Annotated in this window: 23 protein-coding genes and 1 other annotated feature; of the genes, 20 read left to right on the plus strand and 3 right to left on the minus strand. The window is 33.8% G+C overall.

From position 1 onward, the window contains the following. Window positions 1-76: 76 nt before the first annotated feature. The 13 genes from BN38_RS09405 to arsB all read left to right on the plus strand — a co-directional run bounded on the left by BN38_RS09405 (window position 77) and on the right by arsB (window position 12,891). Window positions 77-982, plus strand: a complete 906-nt coding sequence (locus tag BN38_RS09405) for an N-6 DNA methylase (RefSeq protein WP_084593785.1) — start codon at window positions 77-79, stop codon at window positions 980-982. After that, window positions 979-2,205 (plus strand): restriction endonuclease subunit S, encoded by a 1,227-nt coding sequence (locus tag BN38_RS11040; RefSeq protein ID WP_044567264.1) that lies wholly within the window; start codon window positions 979-981, stop codon window positions 2,203-2,205. Before BN38_RS09405 ends, BN38_RS11040 begins: the two co-directional genes overlap by 4 nt. Before the next feature lie 8 nt (window positions 2,206-2,213). After that, window positions 2,214-5,243, plus strand: coding sequence for a type I restriction endonuclease subunit R (locus BN38_RS09415; protein ID WP_044567266.1), 3,030 nt, complete (start codon window positions 2,214-2,216; stop codon window positions 5,241-5,243). Between the two features lie 56 nt (window positions 5,244-5,299). Further along, on the plus strand, window positions 5,300-6,322 hold the full coding sequence (locus tag BN38_RS09420) for a hypothetical protein (RefSeq protein ID WP_044567269.1): 1,023 nt from the start codon (window positions 5,300-5,302) through the stop codon (window positions 6,320-6,322). A 147-nt stretch (window positions 6,323-6,469) separates the two neighbouring features. Beyond that, the gene (locus tag BN38_RS10980; protein ID WP_084593786.1) at window positions 6,470-6,613 is read left to right on the plus strand and encodes a type I restriction enzyme endonuclease domain-containing protein; all 144 of its coding nucleotides are present in this window, start codon (window positions 6,470-6,472) and stop codon (window positions 6,611-6,613) included. An 85-nt stretch (window positions 6,614-6,698) separates the two neighbouring features. Beyond that, window positions 6,699-7,754, plus strand: a complete 1,056-nt coding sequence (locus BN38_RS09425) for a hypothetical protein (RefSeq protein WP_044567273.1) — start codon at window positions 6,699-6,701, stop codon at window positions 7,752-7,754. A 78-nt stretch (window positions 7,755-7,832) separates the two neighbouring features. Then, window positions 7,833-8,321, plus strand: a complete 489-nt coding sequence (locus BN38_RS09430) for a hypothetical protein (RefSeq protein ID WP_044567275.1) — start codon at window positions 7,833-7,835, stop codon at window positions 8,319-8,321. 23 nt (window positions 8,322-8,344) lie between these two features. Further along, window positions 8,345-8,776: a hypothetical protein gene (locus BN38_RS09435; RefSeq protein WP_044567278.1), complete on the plus strand. Its 432-nt coding sequence runs from the start codon at window positions 8,345-8,347 to the stop codon at window positions 8,774-8,776. A 110-nt stretch (window positions 8,777-8,886) separates the two neighbouring features. Then, window positions 8,887-9,189, plus strand: coding sequence for an ArsR/SmtB family transcription factor (locus BN38_RS09440; RefSeq protein ID WP_044567280.1), 303 nt, complete (start codon window positions 8,887-8,889; stop codon window positions 9,187-9,189). A gap of 101 nt (window positions 9,190-9,290) precedes the next feature. Continuing rightward, window positions 9,291-9,659, plus strand: coding sequence for an arsenite efflux transporter metallochaperone ArsD (gene arsD / locus BN38_RS09445; RefSeq protein ID WP_044567282.1), 369 nt, complete (start codon window positions 9,291-9,293; stop codon window positions 9,657-9,659). Between the two features lie 29 nt (window positions 9,660-9,688). Further along, window positions 9,689-11,431 (plus strand): arsenical pump-driving ATPase, encoded by a 1,743-nt coding sequence (arsA, locus tag BN38_RS09450; protein ID WP_044567284.1) that lies wholly within the window; start codon window positions 9,689-9,691, stop codon window positions 11,429-11,431. Window positions 11,432-11,437: 6 nt separating this feature from the next. Then, a complete protein-coding gene (locus BN38_RS09455; RefSeq protein ID WP_044567287.1) occupies window positions 11,438-11,854 on the plus strand; it encodes an arsenate reductase ArsC in 417 nt (138 codons plus the stop codon). Next, a complete protein-coding gene (gene arsB / locus BN38_RS09460) occupies window positions 11,851-12,891 on the plus strand; it encodes an ACR3 family arsenite efflux transporter (protein ID WP_044567289.1) in 1,041 nt (346 codons plus the stop codon). Before BN38_RS09455 ends, arsB begins: the two co-directional genes overlap by 4 nt. Before the next feature lie 519 nt (window positions 12,892-13,410). Here the strand turns inward: arsB and BN38_RS09465 are convergent. Continuing rightward, on the minus strand, window positions 13,411-14,559 hold the full coding sequence (locus BN38_RS09465) for a cobalamin-independent methionine synthase II family protein (RefSeq protein WP_044567291.1): 1,149 nt from the start codon (window positions 14,557-14,559) through the stop codon (window positions 13,411-13,413). Between the two features lie 69 nt (window positions 14,560-14,628). Continuing rightward, window positions 14,629-14,863: a binding site (T-box leader), on the minus strand. 136 nt (window positions 14,864-14,999) lie between these two features. Here BN38_RS09465 and BN38_RS09470 point away from each other — a divergent pair. Together BN38_RS09470 and BN38_RS09475 are read left to right on the plus strand one after the other, a co-directional pair. Next, window positions 15,000-15,356, plus strand: a complete 357-nt coding sequence (locus BN38_RS09470) for an arsenic metallochaperone ArsD family protein (protein WP_044567293.1) — start codon at window positions 15,000-15,002, stop codon at window positions 15,354-15,356. Between the two features lie 146 nt (window positions 15,357-15,502). Continuing rightward, entirely contained in the window at window positions 15,503-16,987 is a 1,485-nt protein-coding gene (locus BN38_RS09475; protein ID WP_094777103.1) for an IS1182 family transposase, read from the plus strand. Here the strand turns inward: BN38_RS09475 and BN38_RS09480 are convergent. Further along, window positions 16,984-17,232 carry an SDR family oxidoreductase gene (locus BN38_RS09480; protein ID WP_326544539.1) on the minus strand — a complete coding sequence of 83 codons (249 nt, stop codon included), beginning with the start codon at window positions 17,230-17,232 and terminating at the stop codon, window positions 16,984-16,986. The two genes, BN38_RS09475 and BN38_RS09480, sit on opposite strands and share 4 nt — an antisense overlap. A gap of 17 nt (window positions 17,233-17,249) precedes the next feature. Continuing rightward, window positions 17,250-18,263 (minus strand): LacI family DNA-binding transcriptional regulator, encoded by a 1,014-nt coding sequence (locus tag BN38_RS09485; RefSeq protein ID WP_268257897.1) that lies wholly within the window; start codon window positions 18,261-18,263, stop codon window positions 17,250-17,252. 152 nt (window positions 18,264-18,415) lie between these two features. On the opposite strand from BN38_RS09485, the gene BN38_RS09490 reads away from it, so the two are divergent. The 5 genes from BN38_RS09490 to BN38_RS09510 all read left to right on the plus strand — a co-directional run bounded on the left by BN38_RS09490 (window position 18,416) and on the right by BN38_RS09510 (window position 24,201). Continuing rightward, entirely contained in the window at window positions 18,416-19,069 is a 654-nt protein-coding gene (locus BN38_RS09490; RefSeq protein ID WP_044567299.1) for a ribulose-phosphate 3-epimerase, read from the plus strand. Window positions 19,070-19,073: 4 nt separating this feature from the next. Continuing rightward, a complete protein-coding gene (gene rpiB, locus BN38_RS09495; protein ID WP_044567301.1) occupies window positions 19,074-19,532 on the plus strand; it encodes a ribose 5-phosphate isomerase B in 459 nt (152 codons plus the stop codon). Beyond that, window positions 19,516-20,895, plus strand: coding sequence for a PTS transporter subunit EIIC (locus tag BN38_RS09500; RefSeq protein ID WP_044567303.1), 1,380 nt, complete (start codon window positions 19,516-19,518; stop codon window positions 20,893-20,895). Before rpiB ends, BN38_RS09500 begins: the two co-directional genes overlap by 17 nt. A gap of 750 nt (window positions 20,896-21,645) precedes the next feature. Next, window positions 21,646-22,773, plus strand: coding sequence for a THUMP domain-containing class I SAM-dependent RNA methyltransferase (locus BN38_RS09505; RefSeq protein WP_044567305.1), 1,128 nt, complete (start codon window positions 21,646-21,648; stop codon window positions 22,771-22,773). A 12-nt stretch (window positions 22,774-22,785) separates the two neighbouring features. Beyond that, window positions 22,786-24,201 carry a L,D-transpeptidase family protein gene (locus BN38_RS09510; protein WP_326544536.1) on the plus strand — a complete coding sequence of 472 codons (1,416 nt, stop codon included), beginning with the start codon at window positions 22,786-22,788 and terminating at the stop codon, window positions 24,199-24,201. The last annotated feature ends 2 nt before the right edge of the window (window positions 24,202-24,203 follow it).

Consider the following 24,203-nt stretch of genomic DNA (forward strand, 5'->3'; position numbering starts at 1 on the left):
TCAATCACTCTCTTTTAAATTACATAACTATAACCTCTTTTTTGTCATAAGCTTGACATGAGAGGGATCTGGGTCTCTGCTTTTGAATGTCAAAAATTTCTCCAACCAACCGGGTCGAATCAGATATTTTGGTCAGGAGCTTAACAACTCCACCTACAACCTATCACGTATGAATATGATCCTCCATGAAGTGCCACTAGAGTATCAGACCCTAAATCAAGGCAATACCCTATCAGATGACTGGCCAGTGGATGAGCCTACCAACTTTGATGCAGTTCTCATGAACCCACCATATTCTGCCAAATGGGATGCTTCCAAGGGATTTTTGGATGATCCTCGCTTTGCAGAATACGGTGTTCTCCCACCAAAATCAAAGGCAGACTATGCCTTTCTTCTCCATGGCTTTTACCATTTGAAAAACACAGGAACCATGGCAATCCTCCTCCCACACGGAGTATTATTTAGGTCTGGTGCAGAGGAAAAAATTAGGAAAATTATGCTAGAAAATGGATCGATAGATGCAGTCATAGGCCTTGCTCCAAATCTATTCTATTCCACAGGAATACCAGTAAGTCTGATAATACTAAAGAAAGACAAGACCGACAGGAGTGTTTATTTCATAGATGCAAGCGAAGAGTTTGTCAAAAAAGGCAACAAAAATGAACTGACAGAAGACAATATCCAAAAGATATTTAAGGCCTTAAGGTCCAGGGAAGACATAGACAAATTCGCCCACCTGGCCAAATTTGATGAGATAGAAGAAAATGGATTCAACTTAAATATCCCAAGATATGTGGATACCTTCGAAGAAGAAGAGCCAATAGACTTAGCAGAAGTATCAAAAGATATTAAGGCTATCAATGAAGAATCCGACAAGCTTAAGGCAGAAATCCTTGCCGATATGAAAGACCTTGTAGCAAATACTGATGAGGCCAAGGCTGAGCTTGAAGGATTTATGGAAATCCTTGGTGGTGACCTATGAGAAAGGTGCCAGAGCTAAGGTTTGCTGGTTTTGATGGGGAGTGGGACATGGGAACTCTAAGTGATTTGGGGAGTGTATCAATGAATAGGAGAATATATAAAGAAGAGACTTCCGAAATCGGAGATGTTCCGTTTTATAAGATTGGTACATTTGGAGCTAGAGCTGATAGTTATATAAGCAGAGATTTATTCGAAGAGTACAAATCTAAGTACCCTTATCCTAAAGTAGGCGATCTTCTTATTTCTGCATCTGGAAGTATTGGAAAAGTGATTGAGTATAAAGGTGAAGATGCTTATTACCAAGATAGTAATATAGTCTGGTTAGATATAAATGAAAAAGTAAAAAATAGTTTTTTAAAGCAGTTTTATGAAACGGTAAATTGGAATGAACTTGAGGGCTCGACTATAAAAAGGCTTTATAATAAAGATTTACTTAGAAAAAAAATATCCTATCCAAAATTAAGTGAACAAGAAAAAATCGGAGAATTATTTAGAAAGATTGATGGCATAATCGAAATTCAAGAAGGCAAAGTTGCAAAGATGGAAGATTTCAAAAAATCCATGCTCCAGAAAATGTTCCCTAAAAAGGGCGAGCTTGTCCCTGAGTTTAGGTTTGATGGATTCGATGGGGAGTGGAGAAAATTGAAACTAAGCCATATTGGTGAAATAGAATCATCAGGAGTAGACAAAGTAATATATGAAGATCAGGAGATTGTCAGTCTACTTAATTATATGGATGTATATAATAATAAGGCTCCTAACATTGGCAATAAATATACCTTTATGAAGACATCCGCAAGTCCAAAAGAGATTTTAAATAAGAATATAAAAAAGGGTGATATTTTCTTCACACCTACATCAGAAACATCAGAAGATATAGGTCATTCAATGGTTATTTCTAATGATTTAGAAAGATTTGTCTACTCATATCACATATTTAGGTTTAGACCGGAATCATATGTTCTTGATATTAATTTTTCTAACTATTTTGCTAATATTGAACCAGTGAGAAAACAATTAAAGATAAAAGCACAAGGAGCACAACGTTATACTTTAAAACTTGATGATTTTAGAGAATTAATTGTTAAAATTCCATCACTAGAAGAACAAGCAAAAATAGGACAATTCTTCAAAAACCTTGACGCCCAAATCGATACAGAAAAGAAATTACTAGACTCATACAAGGATATGAAAAAGTCCCTACTCCAAAAGATGTTTGTATAGGAGATACTATGGTAGAGATAAAATTTGATGATGAATTAAAATTAGAAAAAGACCTCATTAATCAGCTCGTGACTGACAAGGGCCAGTGGACCTACGAGCCATCTATCAAGACTCATGAGGATCTTTGGAATAACTTTAGGAGGATCCTTGAGACTAACAACAAGTCTGTCCTTGCTGAGAATCCTTTGACTGATTCAGAGTTTCGACAAATCCAAAATGCCATCACTTTTTCTTCATTTTATGAGGCGGGCAAGTTCCTAGTTGGGGAAAATGGCATAGCCAAAGTCTCTGTCCAAAGGGAAGATGCCAGCCTTGGTACTGTCAGACTTGTAGTTTTCAAACGTGAGGACGTAGCTGGTGGTTCTTCTGTTTACCAGGTCATCAACCAATTTGTCGCACCAAAAACTATGGGTCTTGACCAGAACGCTCGTTTTGATGTGACCCTACTCATTAATGGATTGCCTCTAATCCAAATAGAGCTAAAAAAGAAATCTATCTCCCACATGGATGCCTTCAATCAAATCAAAAATTATATAGCCACTGATAAGTACAGGGGTCTATTTTCCTGCTTACAATGCTTTGTCATTTCCAATGGCTCGACCACTCGCTACATAGCTGCCAATACTGATACTAAGCTTAACAAAAAGTTTTTGACCAGGTGGAATGATAGGGATAATAATCCCGTGGATGACCTGTCTGGATTTGCCAAGGAAGTCTTATCTATTCCCCAAGCTCACCAGCTAATTAGCCACTACAGTGTTTTGGATAATGAGGGGGAAAATATTATAATTCTTCGCCCTTACCAAATCCATGCCATCAAAGCCTTGAAAGAAGCTGCAAGCAAGCACGAATCAGGCTACGTATGGCATACAACTGGATCTGGTAAGACTCTGACTTCCTACAAGGCTAGCCGCAATCTCTATCAGATTCCAAGGATTGAGAAGACAATATTTATAGTGGATAGGGTGGACTTGGACCAGCAAACCACAAGTTCATTTTTGGCCTATGCCGCTAATGATACGGTTGATATAGAATCTACTGACAATGTCAAAAATCTAAAAAACCACCTCCTATCAGATGATAGGTCAGTAGTTGTGACAACTGTCCAAAAACTCAATTATTTGATAAATAACAAGGGAAAATGGCTAAAGGAAAGCCAAGTTGCAAAGCTTAGAAAGTTAGAGATTGCCTTTGTAATAGACGAATGCCACAGAGCCATATCTCCAGCCCAGCAAAATATTTTGAAGAAATTTTTCATAAATTCCTTGTGGTATGGCTTCACAGGTACGCCGATTTTTGCAGAAAACAAAAAAGCTGCTGTGGGAGATTTGCCACAAACTACAGAGGAGCAATTTGGCAAAAGGCTCCACGAATATACAGTCAAAGAAGCCATAGGCGATGGGGCAGTTCTGGGCTTCCAAGTAGATAATTTGGATATGATAGGCGAGGGTGTCTATGATATTGTGGCAAATGTTAAGCCAGATATGGATGTTTACAAATATGAGAGATCAGAACTTGAAGCCTATATACCAGATGAAGTTTATGGAGAGGATAAGTATAAGCTTGCTGTTATAAATAAAATCATAAATGGTATGCCAAGAAAATTTGCCCTAGATAGGGGCAGAGGCAAGACCTACGGTGCCATACTTACAACATCATCTATCAAGGATGCCCAAGAGTATTATAGGCTCTTTAGACAAGTTATTGAGGGTGAGTCAGAGGTAAAAGTTTCCGATAGGGTTAAGTCAATGGTGGCCGATTTCCCAAAGGTTGCTATGACCTATTCTATTGTAGAAAATGATGAAAAAACCATAGAAAATAACGAGGCTATGAAAGAAGCCATGGCTTACTATAATGATGAATATGGGATGAGTTTCTCCTTAGAAACCATAGGCTCCTACAACCGCAACCTAAATGAGAGGCTTGCAAGAAAAAAAGATAAGTACAAGTCTAGGACTGAGCAGGTGGATATAGTTATAGTGGTCGATAGGCTTCTAACAGGATTTGACTCTCCAAGTATGTCTCTACTATTGATAGACAGGGCTCCTATGACTCCTCAAGGACTTATCCAAGCATTTTCCAGGACTAATAGACTCTACGATGATCGCAAGGCCTATGGGCAGATCATAACTTTTAGATCACCAAAAGCCTTTGAAGAAGCAATCGAAAATGCCTTCAAACTCTATTCAAATGGTGGAGAAAACTATGTGACTGCACCAGATTATAACGAATCAAAAGAGAGATTTACCAAGGCGGTTGAAGAACTTTTATCTTATGAGATAGTAGATAGTCCAGAGATTGAGAATAGCTATGAGGAATTGGTGAAGTTTGTTTCAGCCTTCCAAAAATTCGACAAGGCCAATGCTGCAGTCATGGTCTACAGTGAATATGATGAAGATGAAGAATATTATAAAAATCTTATAGATAGCGATACATTAGAAAAATATTTTGATCAATATAATTATGTAAAGGCATTATTGCCAAAATCAGATGAAGTGGACATTAGCTTGCCAGTGGATCTCTACTATGAACCAATATCAGTCCACCAAGGGACCATAGACTATAACTACCTAGTAAGTCTCATGCAAGAAAGGGCCAAAAATAGGTCTGACTATGATGCAAAACAAGATAGTGAAATCGAAAAAACTATAGAAGATCTAGGCAAAACCAACCCAGAAAAAGCAGAAGTCTACAGAGAAATTTACCAAGAAATGACAAAAGACCCAGACAAATTTGTAGATCAAAATATCGAAGAGTTGGCAAGAATCAAAATAAATCAAATCATAGAAGAAAAAATAAACAAATTTGTTGACAAATACAAGGTAGTAAAAGACGACTTAATCTTCTACACCAGCAACTACAAAGACAAACAAGAAAATAGCAAGACACTAGGGGAAGATGACCTAATAAAAAACGCAGACAAAGACGCTTACAACGAGGCAAATGGGGAAAAGATTAGCTTGCTGAGATACAGGAAGTTAATAAGAACTGTCGCGGCTGACTTTGTAGAAGGGGAAGTGCTGGGGTATTTGGAGTAGGGGATACAATGGAATAACTTTAAGTGTTAAACATTATAAAATATGTGAGGTAATAATTGAGTAAAAAAGATGTTATGGATATTGGTAACATTCAATTAAATAATGACATAGATACACGACAAAAAATATTTAAATTTTATAATAGCTACGAAACATGTAAAGCTATAAAAAAGTGTATGTTAGATGGCTATACTGATAAATGTGATGGAAAAATAATAAAAGCACATTCTATATCAAAGAAAAATGGATTGAGCAGAATATCTGCACGGAATAAAAATGGTGTTGAGGTTGTAGGACAATTTAAAAAGGGAAATACTACTACTTTGAATCCTTATGAACAAAATTATATAGAGCAATATGTTCCGATAGAATCAGCATCAACATTTAATGGATTATGTAAAAAACATGATAATGATTTATTTAAATTGATTGATGAATCAGAAAATATTGTGATTAACGATAAAACCGTGTATGAGTATGTATTAAGGTGCTCGATATACTATTGGTATGAAAGGATGTCTAATAGGATATGTGCCGATAAAAGAAGAAAGAAATTTAATCATAGGATATTTGATAAATTATATTTTAATATTATGAATTCTGAAAATGCTTTAGAGAGAGATGTAAAGTACCTTATATCTAATATAAATAACGTAAGAAATAAAATATACTATAAAGCATATGAAATAAATGGGAACTTAAATATTGCAGGTAATTTTTTTGAATATGATGGGACTACTGTTATGTATACTATTTTAATTCCAAATATTTATAAAAGTTATGTTTTAATGGCCTGTATTAGAGACAATAATTTTTTTGAAGTAGACAAAAATTTTAGATTTTTTAATTCAAAAGATACAGAAGAGTTTCAATTAGCTTTATCTGAGTTATTATTGCAATCGACAACCATTAAACATTATTATTTTAACCATGACAAATGGGTTAATATAGGTAAAGAAAAGCAAGAGTCTATTCTTAATTGGATATATCTTGATGATATAGATAAATCTATTGATATGAATAATAGAAATAGAATAATGAATATGCCAAATTTTGTAAAATTTATGATAGATTCATGATGTATTATTGTTAGAGAATAATGAATTGGACAATAATGAGAATTAGCTTACTCCCCAAAAAAACCAGAATATTCAGTGCAGATCAATAACTAATAAAATTCACCCAAAAGCTAACAATACTATATAAGAAGAAATGCTCTAGACTGGATGATGAGAGAATCCGGCAGAGCAAACATGCAAAGAACCATCAAAAGACTACTAGCAAAATACGATTATCCAAAAGAAGCTCGTAGCAAGATAATCAACTTGCTAGTGGAGCAGGCTGAGTATTTTGATGGGATGGTGGTGTGAGTTAAAATGGTTTTTTATTGTTATAGCGAATTAAAATATAAAGTTTTATCTAAATAATTTAGATTTTAGAAAAGTGGAGATAGATTTGTATATAGATTTAATATTCATGTCTAAGGATAAAGAGAATGTAGTACAAGTGGATGATATTATTTCATTAATTGAAAATAAATTTGATTATTCCAATAATATAATTAATTTAGAAGACAATGAAATAGAATGTGTTGTTAAAAATTCTAATTACAATAAAAGCGTATCTGTTTATTTGTCTATTGATGGGTATAGAGAAAGTGAAGCGAGAATTTTAAATAATTGTCTTAATATTCTAAAAAAAGGTGATCATAGAAAAAGATATCATCTAACAGTTGCTTATGATGAATCATCTAAATATATGGCAGAAAAAATATTTCCGCTCCTATCAAAATATGAGAGATTACTTAGATACATTTTATATCTAAAATTTATAAGATCACTAGGCAATAATTGGATGGAAGAAATTATAAAGAATAACGAAAAAATTAAAGATAAATCAAGTAAAATTGAAAGTGTTTTAGAAGATTTTAACCTTGAAGATTACGAATATCTATTATTTGAAAAAGTATATAGTGAAGATCCAACTGAAACTTTGAAAAAAATAACAGAAGATATAAATAGTGAAGATTTTAATATATCGGAATGGAGAAAAAATCTCGATTCAAAAAAACCTCTTTCAAATTGGGAAAGATATTTTAATGGAAATAATTTAGATTGTATTAGTAATAATCATAATTCCATAAGAAAGTTTAGAAATAGAGTTATGCATAATAAGAATATTGATTATAAAGCTTTTATAAAATATCAAAAAATTATTAGTGAAGCTAATGAACAATTGAGTGCTACTGCAAATTATATTAAGTCAGGAAGAATTAGTACAGTAGACATTTCTAGATTGGAAAAATCATTTGTTGATTTAATTGAAAGATCTTATAAAACAGAAGAAATGTTTGAAAATTTAAATAAGGTATATATAAATTCTTTAGCTTTTAAAGTTGAAAATGTGGGAAAAACTCTGCTTAAAGCTAGTGAATCATATTTAAATCCAATTAATAAAGTGATTGATAGATATGAGAATTTAAATGATTGCAACAATAACCCAGATAAATAGAGATAGTGTCATCTTTAATAACGGTAATAATTACAAAAATTAAATAGAAAAAGTAAAAGTAAATGAAGGATGTGTAATATGGAACAACTCTTACCTTTAGGTATAAAATTAACAGAAGCGGCTATTAGGAATAGTGCTACAAAGGTTTATGACAAAGTTCAAGTTGCAAAATTAAAGGAAAATAAAGAAGAAACAATAAGTATTCTTGAAGAACAAATTAACCTCCTGATTAATGATAAGAATGAAATTGAAGGGATTGCTAGGCAATATCAAGAAATGTATGAGAAAACTTCTGTAAGTGAAGATGATATAGCATACATAAAAAAATCATTTGATCAGATGTTATCTATATTAGGAATTGAAGATAACGAGGAACAGAATGAAGCGCTTGATACTTTAAAAAATCTTATAAGTAAGGAGACTATGAAAACATTGCAATTATTGGGATATAATTTTAAAGAGGGTATAGGTATACCACTAACAGAACTAACATCTTCTAAAATAAGGTCATACATTCCTGAAAATAATTCGCCTAAAAATAACAGTAAACGAAATAGAAACAAATAAATAATAATTTTATAGGGAGAATTATGTACGAAGACTATACCAAACAAGCTCTACCAGATAAAGAATATAGAGAATTAATAGGCACAGCTATATGCGTATTTAGTTCCAATAACGCTTTTATAATTGAAAATATAATTAGAACAGATCCAGAACAAGATTGGTACAGATTGATTGATTATACATCAGGACAATTAAAACCTACTGTAGAAAAAATTCTTTCAGAAAAAATAGGGAATGATGATATTTTTAATCTATTCTCGGATCTTATTAACAGGAGAAACAGGATAGTTCACAGCTATCAAATAACTGCAGAAGATGGTTCTCAAATATTAGCAACTAAGGAGAAAGCTTCTGATGGAAATAAACAATTTAGAATAACAGAAAAATATATAAAAGATTTCATAGATTTAAATGATAAACTTAGTTCAATGCTACATAATTACAGAAGATACTAAAAGGTGAGAATTAAATTTCTCACCTTTTTCTATTCACTAATCACATCTATTGACACCACCTGATCCCCCGGTAAAATAACATATAGAAAGATTTCTATATGAGGTGGATTATGGCAGTTGATTATGAAAATATAGCTAAGAAGCTTAAGGTAATATCTGATCCTAAGAGGCTTAGGATTATTGATATGCTTTCTTGTGATGAGCTTTGTGCTTGTGAGATACTTGAAAAATTTGATATTACTCAGCCTACCTTATCTCATGATATGAGAAAGCTTGAAGAAGTTGGTCTTGTGACTAGCAGGAGAGAGGGTAAGAATACCTATTACTCTTTAGATAAGGCTAGTTTGGATGAGATTGAGGATGGTTTAAGCTTTATATTTCATATCCAAGATGATTGTATTTGTAAGGAGTAAATCCAAAGCAAATATTTTTTATCTAACATATAGAAGTATTTAAATATGTCTATATGTGATTTACCAATTATAGGATGATTTTAATTTTAAGGAGGATTTTTATGAAGAAGATGTATATATATGAAGGCCCTATGTGTTGCTCAACAGGTGTTTGTGGACCAAGTCCTGATGATGAATTGATGAGAGTGTCTACTATGGTCTTTAAGCTTACAAGAAGTGGAGCTAGCATTGAGAGATACAACCTAACCAACAATCCTAAGGAGTTTGTAGATAACAAAACTGTTAATAAACTATTGGATGAAAAGGGTGAAGATGTTCTACCAATTGTAATTGTGGATGATGAAGTTGTTATGACAGGCAAGTATCCTAGCAATGAAGAGTTTTATGAAATGTTATTTTTATCTGATGATGCCTTAGAAGAAACAAATAATGATGGTGGTTGTGGCTGTTCTGACAGTGGATGCTGCTAATAGCAATAAGAAAAAGGAAGTGACTTAAAGTGAAAGAATTTGATATCAAGGAAATTGATTTAACCAAATACTTATTTTTTACAGGAAAGGGAGGAGTAGGCAAGACTTCTACTGCCTGTGCTAGTGCTATAAGTCTAGCCGATATGGGAAATGAAGTCCTATTAATAAGTACCGACCCTGCATCAAACCTTCAGGATGTCTTTGAGACTGACCTTGATAACAAGGGTGTAAGGATAGAAGGTGTGGATGGGCTTACTGTTGCCAACTTAGACCCTATAGAAGCAGCCAATGAGTACAAGGAAAGTGTGGTTGGTCCCTACAGAGGAAAGTTACCTGATAGTGTAATAGAAAATATGGAAGAGCAATTATCCGGATCTTGTACTGTTGAGATAGCTGCCTTCAATGAATTTTCTAAGTTTATAACTGCTCCAGACCTTAAAGATAAATATGATTATATAATATTTGATACTGCGCCAACTGGCCATACCTTAAGGATGCTCCAACTTCCTTCTGCTTGGACGAGCTTTATCAGCGAAAGTACTCACGGAGCTTCATGCCTAGGTCAATTATCAGGTCTAGAAGAAGAGAAAGAAACATATAAGTATGCTGTGGAAACCTTAGCTGATGGGAGTCTTACAAGCTTAGTATTGGTTGCAAGACCTGAGGAAACTCCTCTTCTTGAAGCAAATAGAGCATCTCATGAACTTTCAGAACTAGGTATTAACAACCAAATCCTTATCATAAATGGACTATTAAATACTTATGATGATGAAGTTTCTAAAGCTTTTTATAAAAAACAAAAAGAATCCCTAGATGCGATGCCAGATGGTATTAAGGGTCTTGAAACATACTTTATCCCACTTAGGGGATACAACTTAAATAGTATAGAAAATTTAAGGTCCTTGTTAGTTGAGGATAAAGACTATACTAGTGATGAAGATCTTAGCATAGATGAAACCCCTAGCCTAAAAGATATCATAGATGACTTATACAAAAATGAGAAAAAAGTTATCTTCACCATGGGAAAAGGTGGTGTAGGAAAGACCACATTAGCATCTGCTATTGCCAAGGGGCTTGCAGATAAGGGACAAAAGGTCCACCTAACTACAACTGACCCAGCTAACCATTTGACTGGAATGATTGAAGAAGATGACTTATTAACTATAAGCCATATAGATGAAGAGGAAGAGCTTAGAAGATACCAAGAAGAAGTTTTAGAAAATGCTAAAAAAACCATGTCTGATGATGATTTGGAATATATAAAAGAAGACTTAAGGTCACCATGTACTCAAGAGATTGCTGTATTTAGAGCCTTTGCAGATGTGGTGGATAAGGCTGATAGTGAAGTTGTTGTGATAGATACAGCTCCAACAGGACATACGCTATTGCTTCTAGATTCGACAGAATCCTACAACCAAGAGATAGAAAAAAACCAAGGTAATGTTCCAGAGTCAGCAAAAAAACTTCTACCTAGACTAAAAAATAGTGATGAAACCGAGGTGCTAATAGTAACATTAGCTGAACCTACTCCTTTCTATGAGTCCATAAGACTTGAAGAAGACCTAAAAAGAGCGGGAATATATAGCAAGTGGTGGATTATAAATTCATCTATATATAAGACTGGATCCACTAACAAAACCCTAGAAGCTAAGGCTAAAAGTGAGTTAGAATGGATAAACAAGGTTGATAAACGTACAAATGGAAACTTCACAATAATCCCGTGGTCTAGTGATCAGATTAAGGGTTCTAATTTAGATAAATTAATTAAGTAGGTATATATGACAGAAAAAACAAAAGTTGCCTTTATATGCGTTCACAATTCTTGCAGGTCTCAGATAGCTGAGGCCCTTGGCAAGAAATTTGCAGGAGAAAAAATAGATTTTTACTCTGCTGGAACTGAGCTAGTAGATCAGATAAACCAAGATGCAGTCAGACTTATGAAAGAAATACACGGAATAGATATGGAAGCTGACCAATATTCCAAGCTCATAGATGACCTACCAGAGGTAGACTATGTCATCTCTATGGGTTGCAATGTGGTATGCCCATTCCTTCCATTTAAACACAAAAAGTATGATTGGGGTATAGAAGACCCTACCGGCAAGTCTGATGAAGACTTTATCAAAGTAATAGATGAAATTGAAGGAAAATTAAAGGCCTTAATCCGAGAGATAGATGAGGAGGTAGCTAGATGAAAAAACAAGAAGATATAAGCTTTTTTGAAAGAAATCTTACATTTTGGGTCTTGATATGCATGGTTATAGGTGTTTTAATTGGACGCTTCATACCTGCTATTCCAGAGGCTTTGGGAGAATTAGAGATTTACAATGTATCCATACCAACAACCATACTTTTATGGATCATGATCTATCCGATGATGCTAAAGATTGACTTTAACAGTATAAAAAATATTAAAAACAATCCTAAGGGTTTATTTATAACATGGATTGCCAACTGGATTATCAAACCCTTTACTATGTATCTAATAGCTAGATTATTTTTCTTTGGAATTTACAAAAATATCATTAACGAAAATCTAGCATCCGAATACTTAGCAGGAGCAGTATTATTGGGCGCAGCTCCATGTACAGCCATGGTTTTTGTATGGAGTAAGCTAACAAGAGGGGATAGTGCCTATACCCTAGTTCAAGTGGCTAGTAATGACTTGATTATATTAATTGCCTACATACCAATAGTAAGCTTTTTACTAAAGAGGGGCAATATCAATATACCTTGGGGGACCCTACTTTTATCAATCGTATTATTTATAGTAGTTCCTCTTATCCTAAGTATGATTACTAGAAACTATGTGATAAAAAATAAGGGTGAAGATTACTTAAATAATGAATTTATACCATCATTTGATAAGTATACTATGGTTGGTCTATTGCTAACCTTGATAATTATATTCTCATTCCAAGGGATGAAGATTATCGACCAACCTCTAAATATTGCTCTTATAGCAGTACCACTTATTCTTCAAACCTTCCTGATATTTGCTATAACATTTGGTATGGCATATCTTGCAAAATTGCCTTATTCTATAGCTGCTCCATGTGGCATGATAGGAGCATCTAACTTCTTCGAATTAGCTGTAGCTGTTGCTATTTCACTATTTGGCCTATCATCAGGTGCAACCCTTGCAACAGTGGTAGGAGTTTTGGTAGAGGTACCAGTAATGCTACTATTAGTAAGAATTGCTAACTCAATGGAATATAAATTTAATAGATAAGAAAAACCCATCCACGAGCCTATGAAAGAAAAGGTTAGCAGATGGGTTTTTTAGTAAGTGATTATCACCAGTATAAGCTTCAATAAATATAGAGGAGGTTCTTATACTGGCTATCTTTATATAAGGAGGGTAACTGGCTGGTCTTTATATACGAAAATCATCTACTTATTAGCTCGTGTGATATAAGCGTTTTATCAAATTTAGGATGGATATGATAGTTGGCCATCTCATCTTGGCCATATTTGTTAAGAGGAGTGTAGTAATTAAGTTTGTTAGTGTAACAGCATTGTTTTAACTATCATGTAATTTTATATGAGCCTGTCATATAAAAGTTTTGCAAATGTTCATCCATCATTTATTAAAAATAAATTTTAGTAGAATGTATTTAGGAGAATTTCACTTTTTGCTAATAGGTATTTTATCCGTCATATTCGCTTTATGATTTCCTATTTTCCTGTCTTATGCCAGCCAGTTTATTATATGTTTATTTTATCTTTGAAAAAGGTCTAAACTCTTTTATTATTCGCCCCAAAACTCTTCCGCAATTCTCTGCCCTTGGTCAATCTTTGCCCATTGTTCATCAACGGTCAGCTCGTTTCCTTCATCACATGATGCAAATCCGCATTGGTGGGAGAGGTATAGTCTGTCTTTGTCGATAATTTCGCTTGCTTTTTCTAATAGGTCTAGGACTCTTTCTTTGTCATCTAGGGTATTTGTTTTACTTGATAAAAGTCCTAGTACTACTTCAACATCTCGGTTTTTGAAGGCTTGAAGTGCCTTTATAGATCCGGCTCTTTCGTCATCCCATTCTAGGTAAAATCTGTCGTAGCTTTGTTTTTCTAAGAATAGGTGGGCTATGGATTCGTATGTTCCGTCATTTGCTGATCTTGATTGGTAGTTGCCGCGGCAGTTGTGGGTGTAAACTTTTAGTCCCAATTCGTGGCCATAGTCTATAACTTCGTTGTTGATGTCTATGAATTTAAGTGCTATTTCTTCAGATGGTGTTTCCGCTCCTCCTGATATTGGTGCGTTTTTATTTTCTTCTGAGAATATTTCCCATAGGCAGTCATCAAATTGGATGATTTCGCCTCCTGCTTTTTTGAATTCTTTTAGGAAGTCTTTGTAAGACTCTATTAAATCTTTTTCAAATTCTTCTTCCTTGCCTTCGTAGTAGCCGCCTTTTAGCCCACCAAATAGGGCTTCTCCACCATATGTTTGGGATGGTGAAGGGATGCATTGCTTGATTTGGGCATCTCCCGCTTCTTCTTTTAGTCTTTTGAAGTGGTCAATGAATGGGTGGTTTTTGCCGTTTATCTTGTCTACGAACTTGATACCTATATCTTTTCTTGTTTCATAGATCCCTTCATTGCCCTTGTCTCTAAATAGATAGCCTGTGTCAGCTATATATCTTTCTGCTCCGTGTAGTCCCCATATAAAGTCCAGGTGCCAAAGAGATTTGGAGTGTTCCCCATCGCTGATTTGTACTAGATTGTGGTCTTTTTGGGATTTAACTACATCTGCCACTGACTGATCTTCAACCTTTTTGTATCCTTCTAGGTCATCGTAAAATGGATAGGTGATATCATCACGTTTTCTTATTTCATCCTTGTATTTTAATAGTTCTTCCTCTCTTAGTAACGATCCTACTGTTAAAAATCTTTTGCTCATGATTAGCTCCTTTATTATTTATTTTAGAAATAAAACGCTTATGGCAAAAATCAAAAAGACCCCGTCCTTAAAAAGGACGAGGTCACTCGTGTTACCACCTTAATTTCATATCAATTTCACAATTAATAACTCATCAGGTACAAATTTATACCCTATCGCTGTAACGTGCGCACACGGATTGTCTTAAATATTCGGACAAACAACTCAGAGGCCATTTTCAGTTTTCTGCTACTTGACTATTTCCACCAACCATAGTCTCTCTGTGAAGTTTTCAAAAACCTACTTTTCTCATCAACGTTTTTATTTCTTGTTATGATTATAGACTGGATTTTTATCTTTGTCAAATGTAAAGATTGATATTTTTTATCAAACGCCTAGTGAACTTGGATTTTAAAAGGTATTATAATTAATAATGATAATTAATCTCGATGGAGGATTTTATGAGAATTTTGTATATATATGAGGGGCCTATTAATGGGCTTGATAAGGATGAAATAGATAGGGTTTCTGGTCTAGTTGATCATTTTACTAAGATTGGTGCGGATATTAGACTATATAATTTAGAAGAAAATACTGATAAATTTGATGATAACAAGATTGTAAAAAGATTCTTGGATGATGGTGGGGAAGAAGTGCTTCCTATTGTTATGGTAAATAATGAGGTGGTTATCACTCGCAGATATCCTAGTGAAAGTGAATTTTACGAGCTATTATTCCCAGATTCAGACCTTGATGGCATTGATGATTTTGGCGATGAAGCTTGTGGATGTGGTAGCGGAGGTACTTGCAGCTGCTAGAATTAAAATAGAGTCTAACTATTATAGTTAGACTCAGACTGTCGACAAAGTAGGTAATAAAGTACAATCTTATCTACTTTTTTTGTCTTCAAATGGCTTAATATCAATATATTAGGGTATGAATATACTAAAGAAAGAGGTGTATTATGCTCAATAAAAATGATAAGGATAAACAAAAGCAAGTACAGCTAGTAGCTCTAGAGGATTTAGTACCAGAAAATCATCTACTTAGAAAAATAGATAAATACATAGACTTTGACTTCATATACGACCTAGTAGAGGGAAAATACTGTCTTGATAACGGCAGACCAAGCATAGATCCAGTAGTATTAATGAAATTAGCATTCATACAATATCTTTTTGGCATTAGAAGTATGCGTCAGACAATAAAGGAAGTAGAAGTAAATCTAGCCTACAGGTGGTTCTTAGGCTTAGACTTCTATGATAAAGTACCTCACTTCTCAAGCTTTAGTAAAAACTACCAAAGACGATACAAAGATACAGACATATTTGAGCAAATATTTAATGAAATACTATTTCAAGCAATGAGCTATGGCTTAGTCGATACAAAAATTCAATTTGTAGATGCAACTCATGTCAAAGCCCATGCAAATAGACATAAGACAATCAAAAAAGAAGTCAACAAACAAACAAAAAAATATCAACACCAACTAAACAAAGAAATAGACGAAGATAGGCAAGCTCATGAAAAGAAAGCATTAAAATCAAGAAGCAAAGAATGTAGAACAAGCCAACAAGTTCAAAGCACAAGTGACCCAGAAAGCGGGCTCTTTCATAAAGGTGAGCATAAAGAAGTATTTGCATACACAGTCCAAACATCCTGTGACAAAAATGGTTGGGTCTTAGCCTATGAACCGTTCGCAGGCAACCTGCACGACAGCATCACATTTGATAAATTCTTCAAAGAAAAACTAAAGAACTTACACCCAGAAAAATTAGTATTAGATGCTGGATACAAAACACCCTGCATAGCAAAACAACTACTAGAAAATTCAATAGTACCTGTTTTCCCTTACACAAGACCTAAAGGAAGAAGTAAGAAACAAGAAGGAATGTTTTACCCTAAAAATTACACCTATGATGAAGCTAATGATTGCTACATATGTCCAGAGAATAAAATAATCCTTTATTCAACAACCGATAGAAACGGATATAGGATATACAAAAGCAAAGCAAGCTTATGTAAAAATTGTCCAAGCTTAAGCAAGTGTAACAAAAATAAAAAGAATCAAAAAACCATAATCAGACATATATGGCAAGACTACATTGACATAACAGAAGAATACAGAAAAACACCAACAGGTAAAGCAGAATACAAACAAAGAAAAGAAACCGTAGAACGATGCTTTGGTAGTGCAAAAGAAAATCATGGATTTAGATATACAAATATGAAAGGGCTAGCAAAAATGAGAATGAAAAGCGCCCTAACTTTTACGTGCATGAATATGAAAAAATTAGCAAGCATACTGTGGAAAATGGACTCCAAGAGGGTCTTTTTTAATGCAATAAAAGCAGTAATAAAGAAAAATAAAGACAAACTCCAAATTAAACTTGGGTTTGTCTTCAGTCTGAGTCTAACTATTATAGTTAGACTCTATTTTTTTCCTTAAATTGCTATCCAACCGCCGTCAACTGTTAGTAATTGGCCAGTTGTGTATGAGGAGTGGTGGCTTGCGAACATTAGTAGGGCTGTGTCTAGTTCGCCTGGCTTGCCAGTTCTGCCCATTGGGTCGCTCATTGCTATAAATTGGTTGAAAGCTTCATCTTCAAGCAAGTCTTGGGTCATCTCAGATGCAAAATATCCTAGACCTATTGCATTTACAGTAATTAAGTCATTGTGCTTCCTTGAACTAATATTAGGATTAGCTTAAATTATTTTAACTTTTTAGTTGATTGTCTCATTACTAAATCTACTGGTACAATCACAGATAATCCTGGAGGATTTGTATCTTCAATAAGTGAAATGAGATATTTGACAGCATATTTTGCAATTAAATCAATATCTTGTTTAACAGAAGACAATGTTGGAAATAAATAAGAATTTATAGAATTATCATCAAATCCTATTAACTGAATTTCATCTGGAATACATATATTCTCATTATTAAGAATTTGTAGAATATTAATAGCTACATTATCATTTATAGCAAAGATACTGTCAATATTTTTAAGTTTCAATAGATTTCTAATTCCTCCATCTGTAGAATTTTGATCTAATTTAAATTCTGTTATTTGTTCGACAATTATATTTGAATCATTAATAGCTGCATAAAACCCTTCTATTCTTTTTTTTGAATAAGCAGAATCATTACTATGGTAGATTATAGCAGGATATTTTGAACCTCGTTTTATAAGTTCGTTGGTAGCTAAGTAAGCACCTTTAAAATGGTCCGATCCTATAAAAATAGTATTCGATTTATTACTTGGTTCTCTATCTATACAAATATAGGGTATGTCTGGATTATTAAAAACGAAATTTGAATCACCAGAAATAGCGATAATACCATCAACACCCTTACTTTGAAGCACTTTAAGATACGACTGTTCTTTTTTATTATTTCTATCAGTATTACATATAATAGTGGCATATCCTAAATTAAATATAATTTGCTCTATTTTCTGAACAACAGAATAAAAAAAATAATTACTAATATCAGGTACGATGATACCAATTGTATAAGTTTTATTTTCTCTCAATGACTTTGCAATAGAATTTATTTCGTAACCGGTTTCGTCTATAATTTTTAATACTTTTTCTCGAGTTTCTTCAGAAAACCTACCATTATTATTTATAACTCTTGATACGGTTGCTACAGAAACATTCGCCATTTCTGCTACATCTTTTATAGTTAATTTTTTACTCATACATATTTTCCTTATTGACATATAGATTTATTAGGTATATAATTTTATCAATGATAAGCAAACCTTATCATATCGAGTAAAGGATTACTCAATATTATTATATCTTTTAATTTTTTATTTTTCAATTTTAATGTCGCGCTGAGTAAAGGATTACTCAAATAAAGGAGGGATATATGCAGGAAAAACTTTTATTTCCATCGATGATGTGCGCTGATTTTAGAAATCTTGAAAAAGAAGTTAAGAATCTAGAAGAAGCAGGTGTAGATAGTTTTCATATTGACATAATGGATGGTTCATTTGTTCCAAACTTCGGAATGGGTATGCAAGATCTTAAAGTCATAAGCAACATAACTGAAAAGTCTATAGATGTTCACTTAATGATAGATAACCCAGGTAGGTATATAGATTTATTTGTTGAAGCTGGGGCTAATATAATCTATGTACATCCAGAATCAGATAATCAGTTAGGCAGAACTATTAATAAGATTAGTGATTCAGGCAAAAAGGTTGGTTTAGCTATTAATCCAGCTACATCAATAGAAACTATTAAACCTGTGATTAGTTTACTAGATTATGTAATGGTAATGACTGTAAACCCAGGTTTTGCAGGTCAAAGCTACGAAGATTATGTTGATCTTAAAATAAAAGATTTAGTAAACCTAAAATCAGAAAACTCATTTAAGGTAATTGTTGATGGAGCTATATCACCTGAAAAAGTAAAATATCTGTCAAATATTGGAGTTGATGGTTTTGTTTTGGGAACCTCATCATTATTTGGAAAAGATAGAAGCTATAGTGATATATTAAGTGAATTAAGAGGGTTATAAAAATATGAAAATTGCAATTGGTTGCGACCATGTTGGCTATGAACTAAAATCTACTATTGTTGAATATTTGGAAGATTTAGGACATGAGGTTGAAGATTTTGGTACAAATACTAACGAAAGAACTGATTATCCAATATATGGTCAAAAAGTAGCGCAAGCTGTAAGTTCTGGGAAAAATGATTGTGGAATTTTAATTTGTGGAACAGGTGTGGGGATTTCGATTAGTGCAAATAAAGTAAAAGGAATCAGAGCTGTGGTATGTAGTGAACCTTATTCAGCAAAGCTTTCAAAAGAGCACAACAATACAAATATTTTAGCATTCGGATCTAGGGTAGTTGGTTCTGAATTAGCAAAAATGATAGTTAAAGAATGGTTGGATGCTGAGTTTGAGGGTGGTAGACATCTCAACAGAATTAATCTAATTCAAAAAATGGAGGAGAACGAAGATGAGGGAATTAGCTAAATTTATTGTTGATAATGTAGGTGGCGCAGATAATATACTTTCTGTATCTCATTGTGCGACCAGACTAAGATTTAATTTAAAGGATAGGTCTTTAGTTAATAATGATTTAATTAAAAATCACGATGGTGTAGTTTCAACATTAGATAAAGGTGGACAATATCAAATTGTTATAGGTTCTCATGTAGCCGATTTATATGAAGAAATTGATCAAGTTCTAAATTCTAATAAAACCGTATATGTTAAAGACAACGTTAAAGAAGTAAATAAGAAAGACAAAAGTTTCAACTTCTTTACATTCGTATCAGGAATTTTTGCACCGATTTTACCGGCTTTTGCTGGTGCGGGTGTTTTAAGGGGGATAACTCTATTACTAATACAGTTTGGATTATTAAACCCTGATTCAGGTACAGCTCAAATATTAGAGATAACAGCTATGTCTGTTTTTTATTTTCTACCTGTTCTGTTAGCGTATACTACTTCTAAATATTTGAAATCTAATCCTATACTTGCTATGGTTATAGGTGCAGCTCTAATAAATCCGCAAATAACATCTATGATGGGAAATATTGGGAATGGTGCTAGAACTGAATTTTTTGGGATGCCAGTTATCTTGATGAACTACTCATCAACTGTATTACCAGTGGTTACCGCTGTAGTGGTTTTTTCATATTTAGAAAGATTTTTAAGAAGAGTTATACCAGAAGGTGGTCATCTAGTTTTTGTTTCATTATTAAGCTTCTTAATAATGATTCCTTTAACATTGATTACAATTGGTCCGATAACTGTAAATATAAGTAATGGACTAGCAGGCTTTATAAATTCTCTAATTGAGAAAAATGCTTTATTGACAGGAGCTTTTGTAGGTGGTGGATGGAATGCATTAGTTTCGGTTGGTCTTCACTGGGCTGTTAATCCTATAATGATTCAAAACGTTGCAACACTAGGTTATGATTATATTGTACCATTTACTTTTGCTACAAACTTCGCAATGATGGGTTCAGCAATAGGTGTTTGGTTGAAAGCAAAAAATCCAAAATTTAAAAAGTATGCACTGACAACTGCATTGACAATTGCGTTCTCCGGTATTACTGAGCCAGCTATATATGGTGTAGCTATACCATTAAAGAAACCCTTTATATCAGCATTAATAGGTGGAGCTGTAGGCGGGGCATATATTGGATTTAATCATGTTAAATCTTATGCGTTTACTTATGGTGGTCTAACTACATTGCCATCATTCTCAGGAGGAGATTCTGGCAATATGATACATGCAATAATCGGTCTGGGAATATGTGTTGTAGTATCTGCAGTACTAACTTATATATTAGGATTTGAAGAACCAAAACAAGCTATAGAAGAATAGATATTATATAAAAAATCTATTGCTTTTTATGCAAGCGTTAAATAGCACTATTAAGTTGGCATTATAAAAAACCAGATGTGAATAAAAGTCACGTCTGGTTTTTAGGTATTACGGGCATGTTCTAATGCTGGGGTGAAAATCCCTGTAGAGCGTAGTTACCGGCGAATCTAATAGCGACCCCGAAGTTTTAGATGGCAACATCTAGGAGAGAAGAACGGGTAGCGAAATCGTGGCTTGACGAACAGGAACAGAATACAAGGCGTAACAGGTGGGCAAGCTAGCCTAAGATAGCAAAGACCCAAAAGGTAACCGTAAACCCAAGGCGTAAATTCTGCAAGTAAACGATGAAAGTATTAGGGCTTATCCCGTGAGGTCTCACTAGCGAAGCAGTAGTAACAACGAATAGTGAGAAGTCAGCAGAATCCATAGTAGCGAAGAAGTTTCTGTAATGGAAATGGAGCGAAGGGAGGAACAATATTTATTGTAATATTTGAAAAGGATGCACTATGACTTGATGGAATACAAGAAATGACGTATTCATTTCTCAAGGTTTGGATAGAAAAAGAATAAAGTTAAATAGTTGCATCAGAAATAAATAATATAATACAAGAAAATATTGAACCGCCGTATGCCGAACGGCACGTACGGGTGGTGTGAAAGGGGCTAGATCTTAGCCCTATTCGATTGAAATTAAATAAAAGAAGGCTCTATTTTGGGTGAAATATTTGAAATAGCTGTTATAATAATACTATGATTAAATTTATGATTACAACTAGCTTTGGCCTAGAATCCTTGGTTAAATGGCAACTTAAAGATATGGGCTATGAAAATTTTAAGCTTAGTGATGGACAAATCATCTTGGATGCTAATCTAGATGATGTAGGAAAACTTAATATTAATCTTAGAGAAGCTGACAGGGTCTATCTTATCCTTAAGACATTTGAGGCAAAAGATTTTGATCAACTTTTTGAAGGGATAAAAGCCATAAACTGGTCTGATTTTCTAGACAAAGACTCCAATTTTATTGTCAGTGCTAGGACTTATAAGTCAAAACTATTCTCTGTAAGGACAATCCAATCTATAAGCGAGAAGGCTATAGTTGAATCAATGAAGACTAAGTATAAGATTAGTCACTTTAGCAAATCTTCTCATAGAGTTCAAATAGAAGTTTCTATAAATAAAAATATAGCAAGTATTTTGATTGATACTTCTGGAGAAGGTCTTCACAAACGTGGATATAGAGAAGATTCTGTAAAGGCTCCACTTAGGGAAAATCTGGCAGCAGGATTAGTAGACTTATCTTTCTACAAGCCAGATAGGTTTTTGTTTGATGGATTTTGTGGATCTGGAACAATACTAATCGAAGCTGCAAGAAGAGCTCGTAACATAGCGCCAGGCATTGATAGGTCCTTTGACTTTGAAAACTTTATTTTTATAGATAAGGATTGTTATAAGATGGCCAAAAAAGAAGCTCTAGATGCTATTGATTACGATGTAAAACTAAATATCCTCGGTTCAGACATATCTGGCAGGGCAATAAGCCTTGCTAAAAATAATGCCATAAATGCTGGTGTGGGGGAGGATATTTCCTTTATTACAAGAGATATAAAATCTGTGGCCCTAAAGGATGACTATGGGATTTTGATATCAAACCCTCCTTATGGTAAGAGACTTTCTGATTTTGACACAGACGATCTTTATAAGAAGATAAATGATAAGTTTAAGAATATAGATACTTGGTCCTTGTATTTTATAACAAGTGACGAAAATTTTGATAAAAGCTTTAGCAAAAAGCTTTCTAAGAAGAGAAAATTATATAATGGTGGCCAAAAAGTTGATTTTTACCAATATTTTGGCAAGAAACCAGCAAATAAATAAGCAGAGGAAATCTTGACTGAGAATAAGAAAAATGATGGCAAAAAAATAGGCCTATCAATACTTTTATTTATAGTAGCTATATATTTGATTGTAACAGTTATATTTTCATTTATAGCTCTACCAGGGACATACTTAAACGGTAGGGATATTTCTTATGCATCAAAAAAAGAAGCTTTGGCTTCTAGTCCCAAGAATTTTAACCTTGAAATCACAGGTAGAGACGATAGAAATCTTACTATCAAACCAGAAGATATAGATTATAAGGTAGAATTACCTAGCCAAGCAAAAATTGATCAAAATCCCTTTGTTTGGCCAGTATCACTAATAACAGGCAGGAAAGAATACTATGATTTTGAATATAGGGTCTTTTATGATGAGGACAAGCTTGATAAAATCATAGACGATTCAAAGCTAATGAATGGCATCACAGAGCCAGAAGATGCAAAGATTGCTATAGAAAATAATGAATTTGTTGTTAAAAAAGAAGTCGAAGGTAACAAAGTTGACAAGGCTAAGCTAAAAAAAGAAATTATTGATAGTATAAATACCAAAAATAACAAGATAGCCTTGGACGATAGTTTTTATATAGGACCAAAAGTAAGGTCAGATTCAAAAGAATTGCAAGATATAGTTGCCGATTCTAAAAAAATTAATGATATGTCTATCAAATTTAATTTTAATGGTTTTGACTACAAACTTGAAGGTGCTAGCCTTATAGATTTGATGGACTTCACAGATAAGGGTTATGAACTAAATTACGACAAGGTCTTAGCCTATGTAAGTGATATGGCAGAGGCTACTAATACCTATGGTAAAAGTCGTAATTTCAACGCTACTGGAATAGGACCAATAGTTGTTGGCCCTGGAGTGTATGGTTTTAAACTGGATGTAGATGCTACTATTGATAAGATATATGAACTTGTCAATCAAAGACAAAGTGGAGATATAGAGCCGGTATATAGCAACCAAGCCTTTACTCGTACTGATAGTGGAGAAGATATAGGCGATACTTATGTTGAGGTCGACCTATCTCGCCAAAGAATGTGGTTTTACAAAAATGGTGAGCTAATCGTAGAATCTGATATTGTCACAGGTATTCCTCAAGATGGCTGGGCAAGCAATGTCGGCGTAGGTGCTATCCAATCAAAGGTAAGAGATACGACTCTTAAAGGGCAAAATTTCGATAAGATAACTGAGTATAATACCAAAGTTAAGTATTGGATGCCAACAGGTTGGGACGGGGAAGGATTCCACGATGCACCTTGGAGGGGAGCCTTTGGTGGACAAATCTACCTATCAAATGGATCTCATGGTTGCTATAACCTACCACCATCTGTGGCTCAGACACTTTTTGACAATGTCGATCCTCTAACACCAGTTGTAGTTTATGAATCAAGCACCAACTATTCACCAGCTATGACTTATTAGGA

It is taken from the genome of Anaerococcus provencensis, from assembly GCF_000312365.2.
GTDB classification, from domain to species: Bacteria; Bacillota; Clostridia; order Tissierellales; family Peptoniphilaceae; genus Anaerococcus; species Anaerococcus provencensis.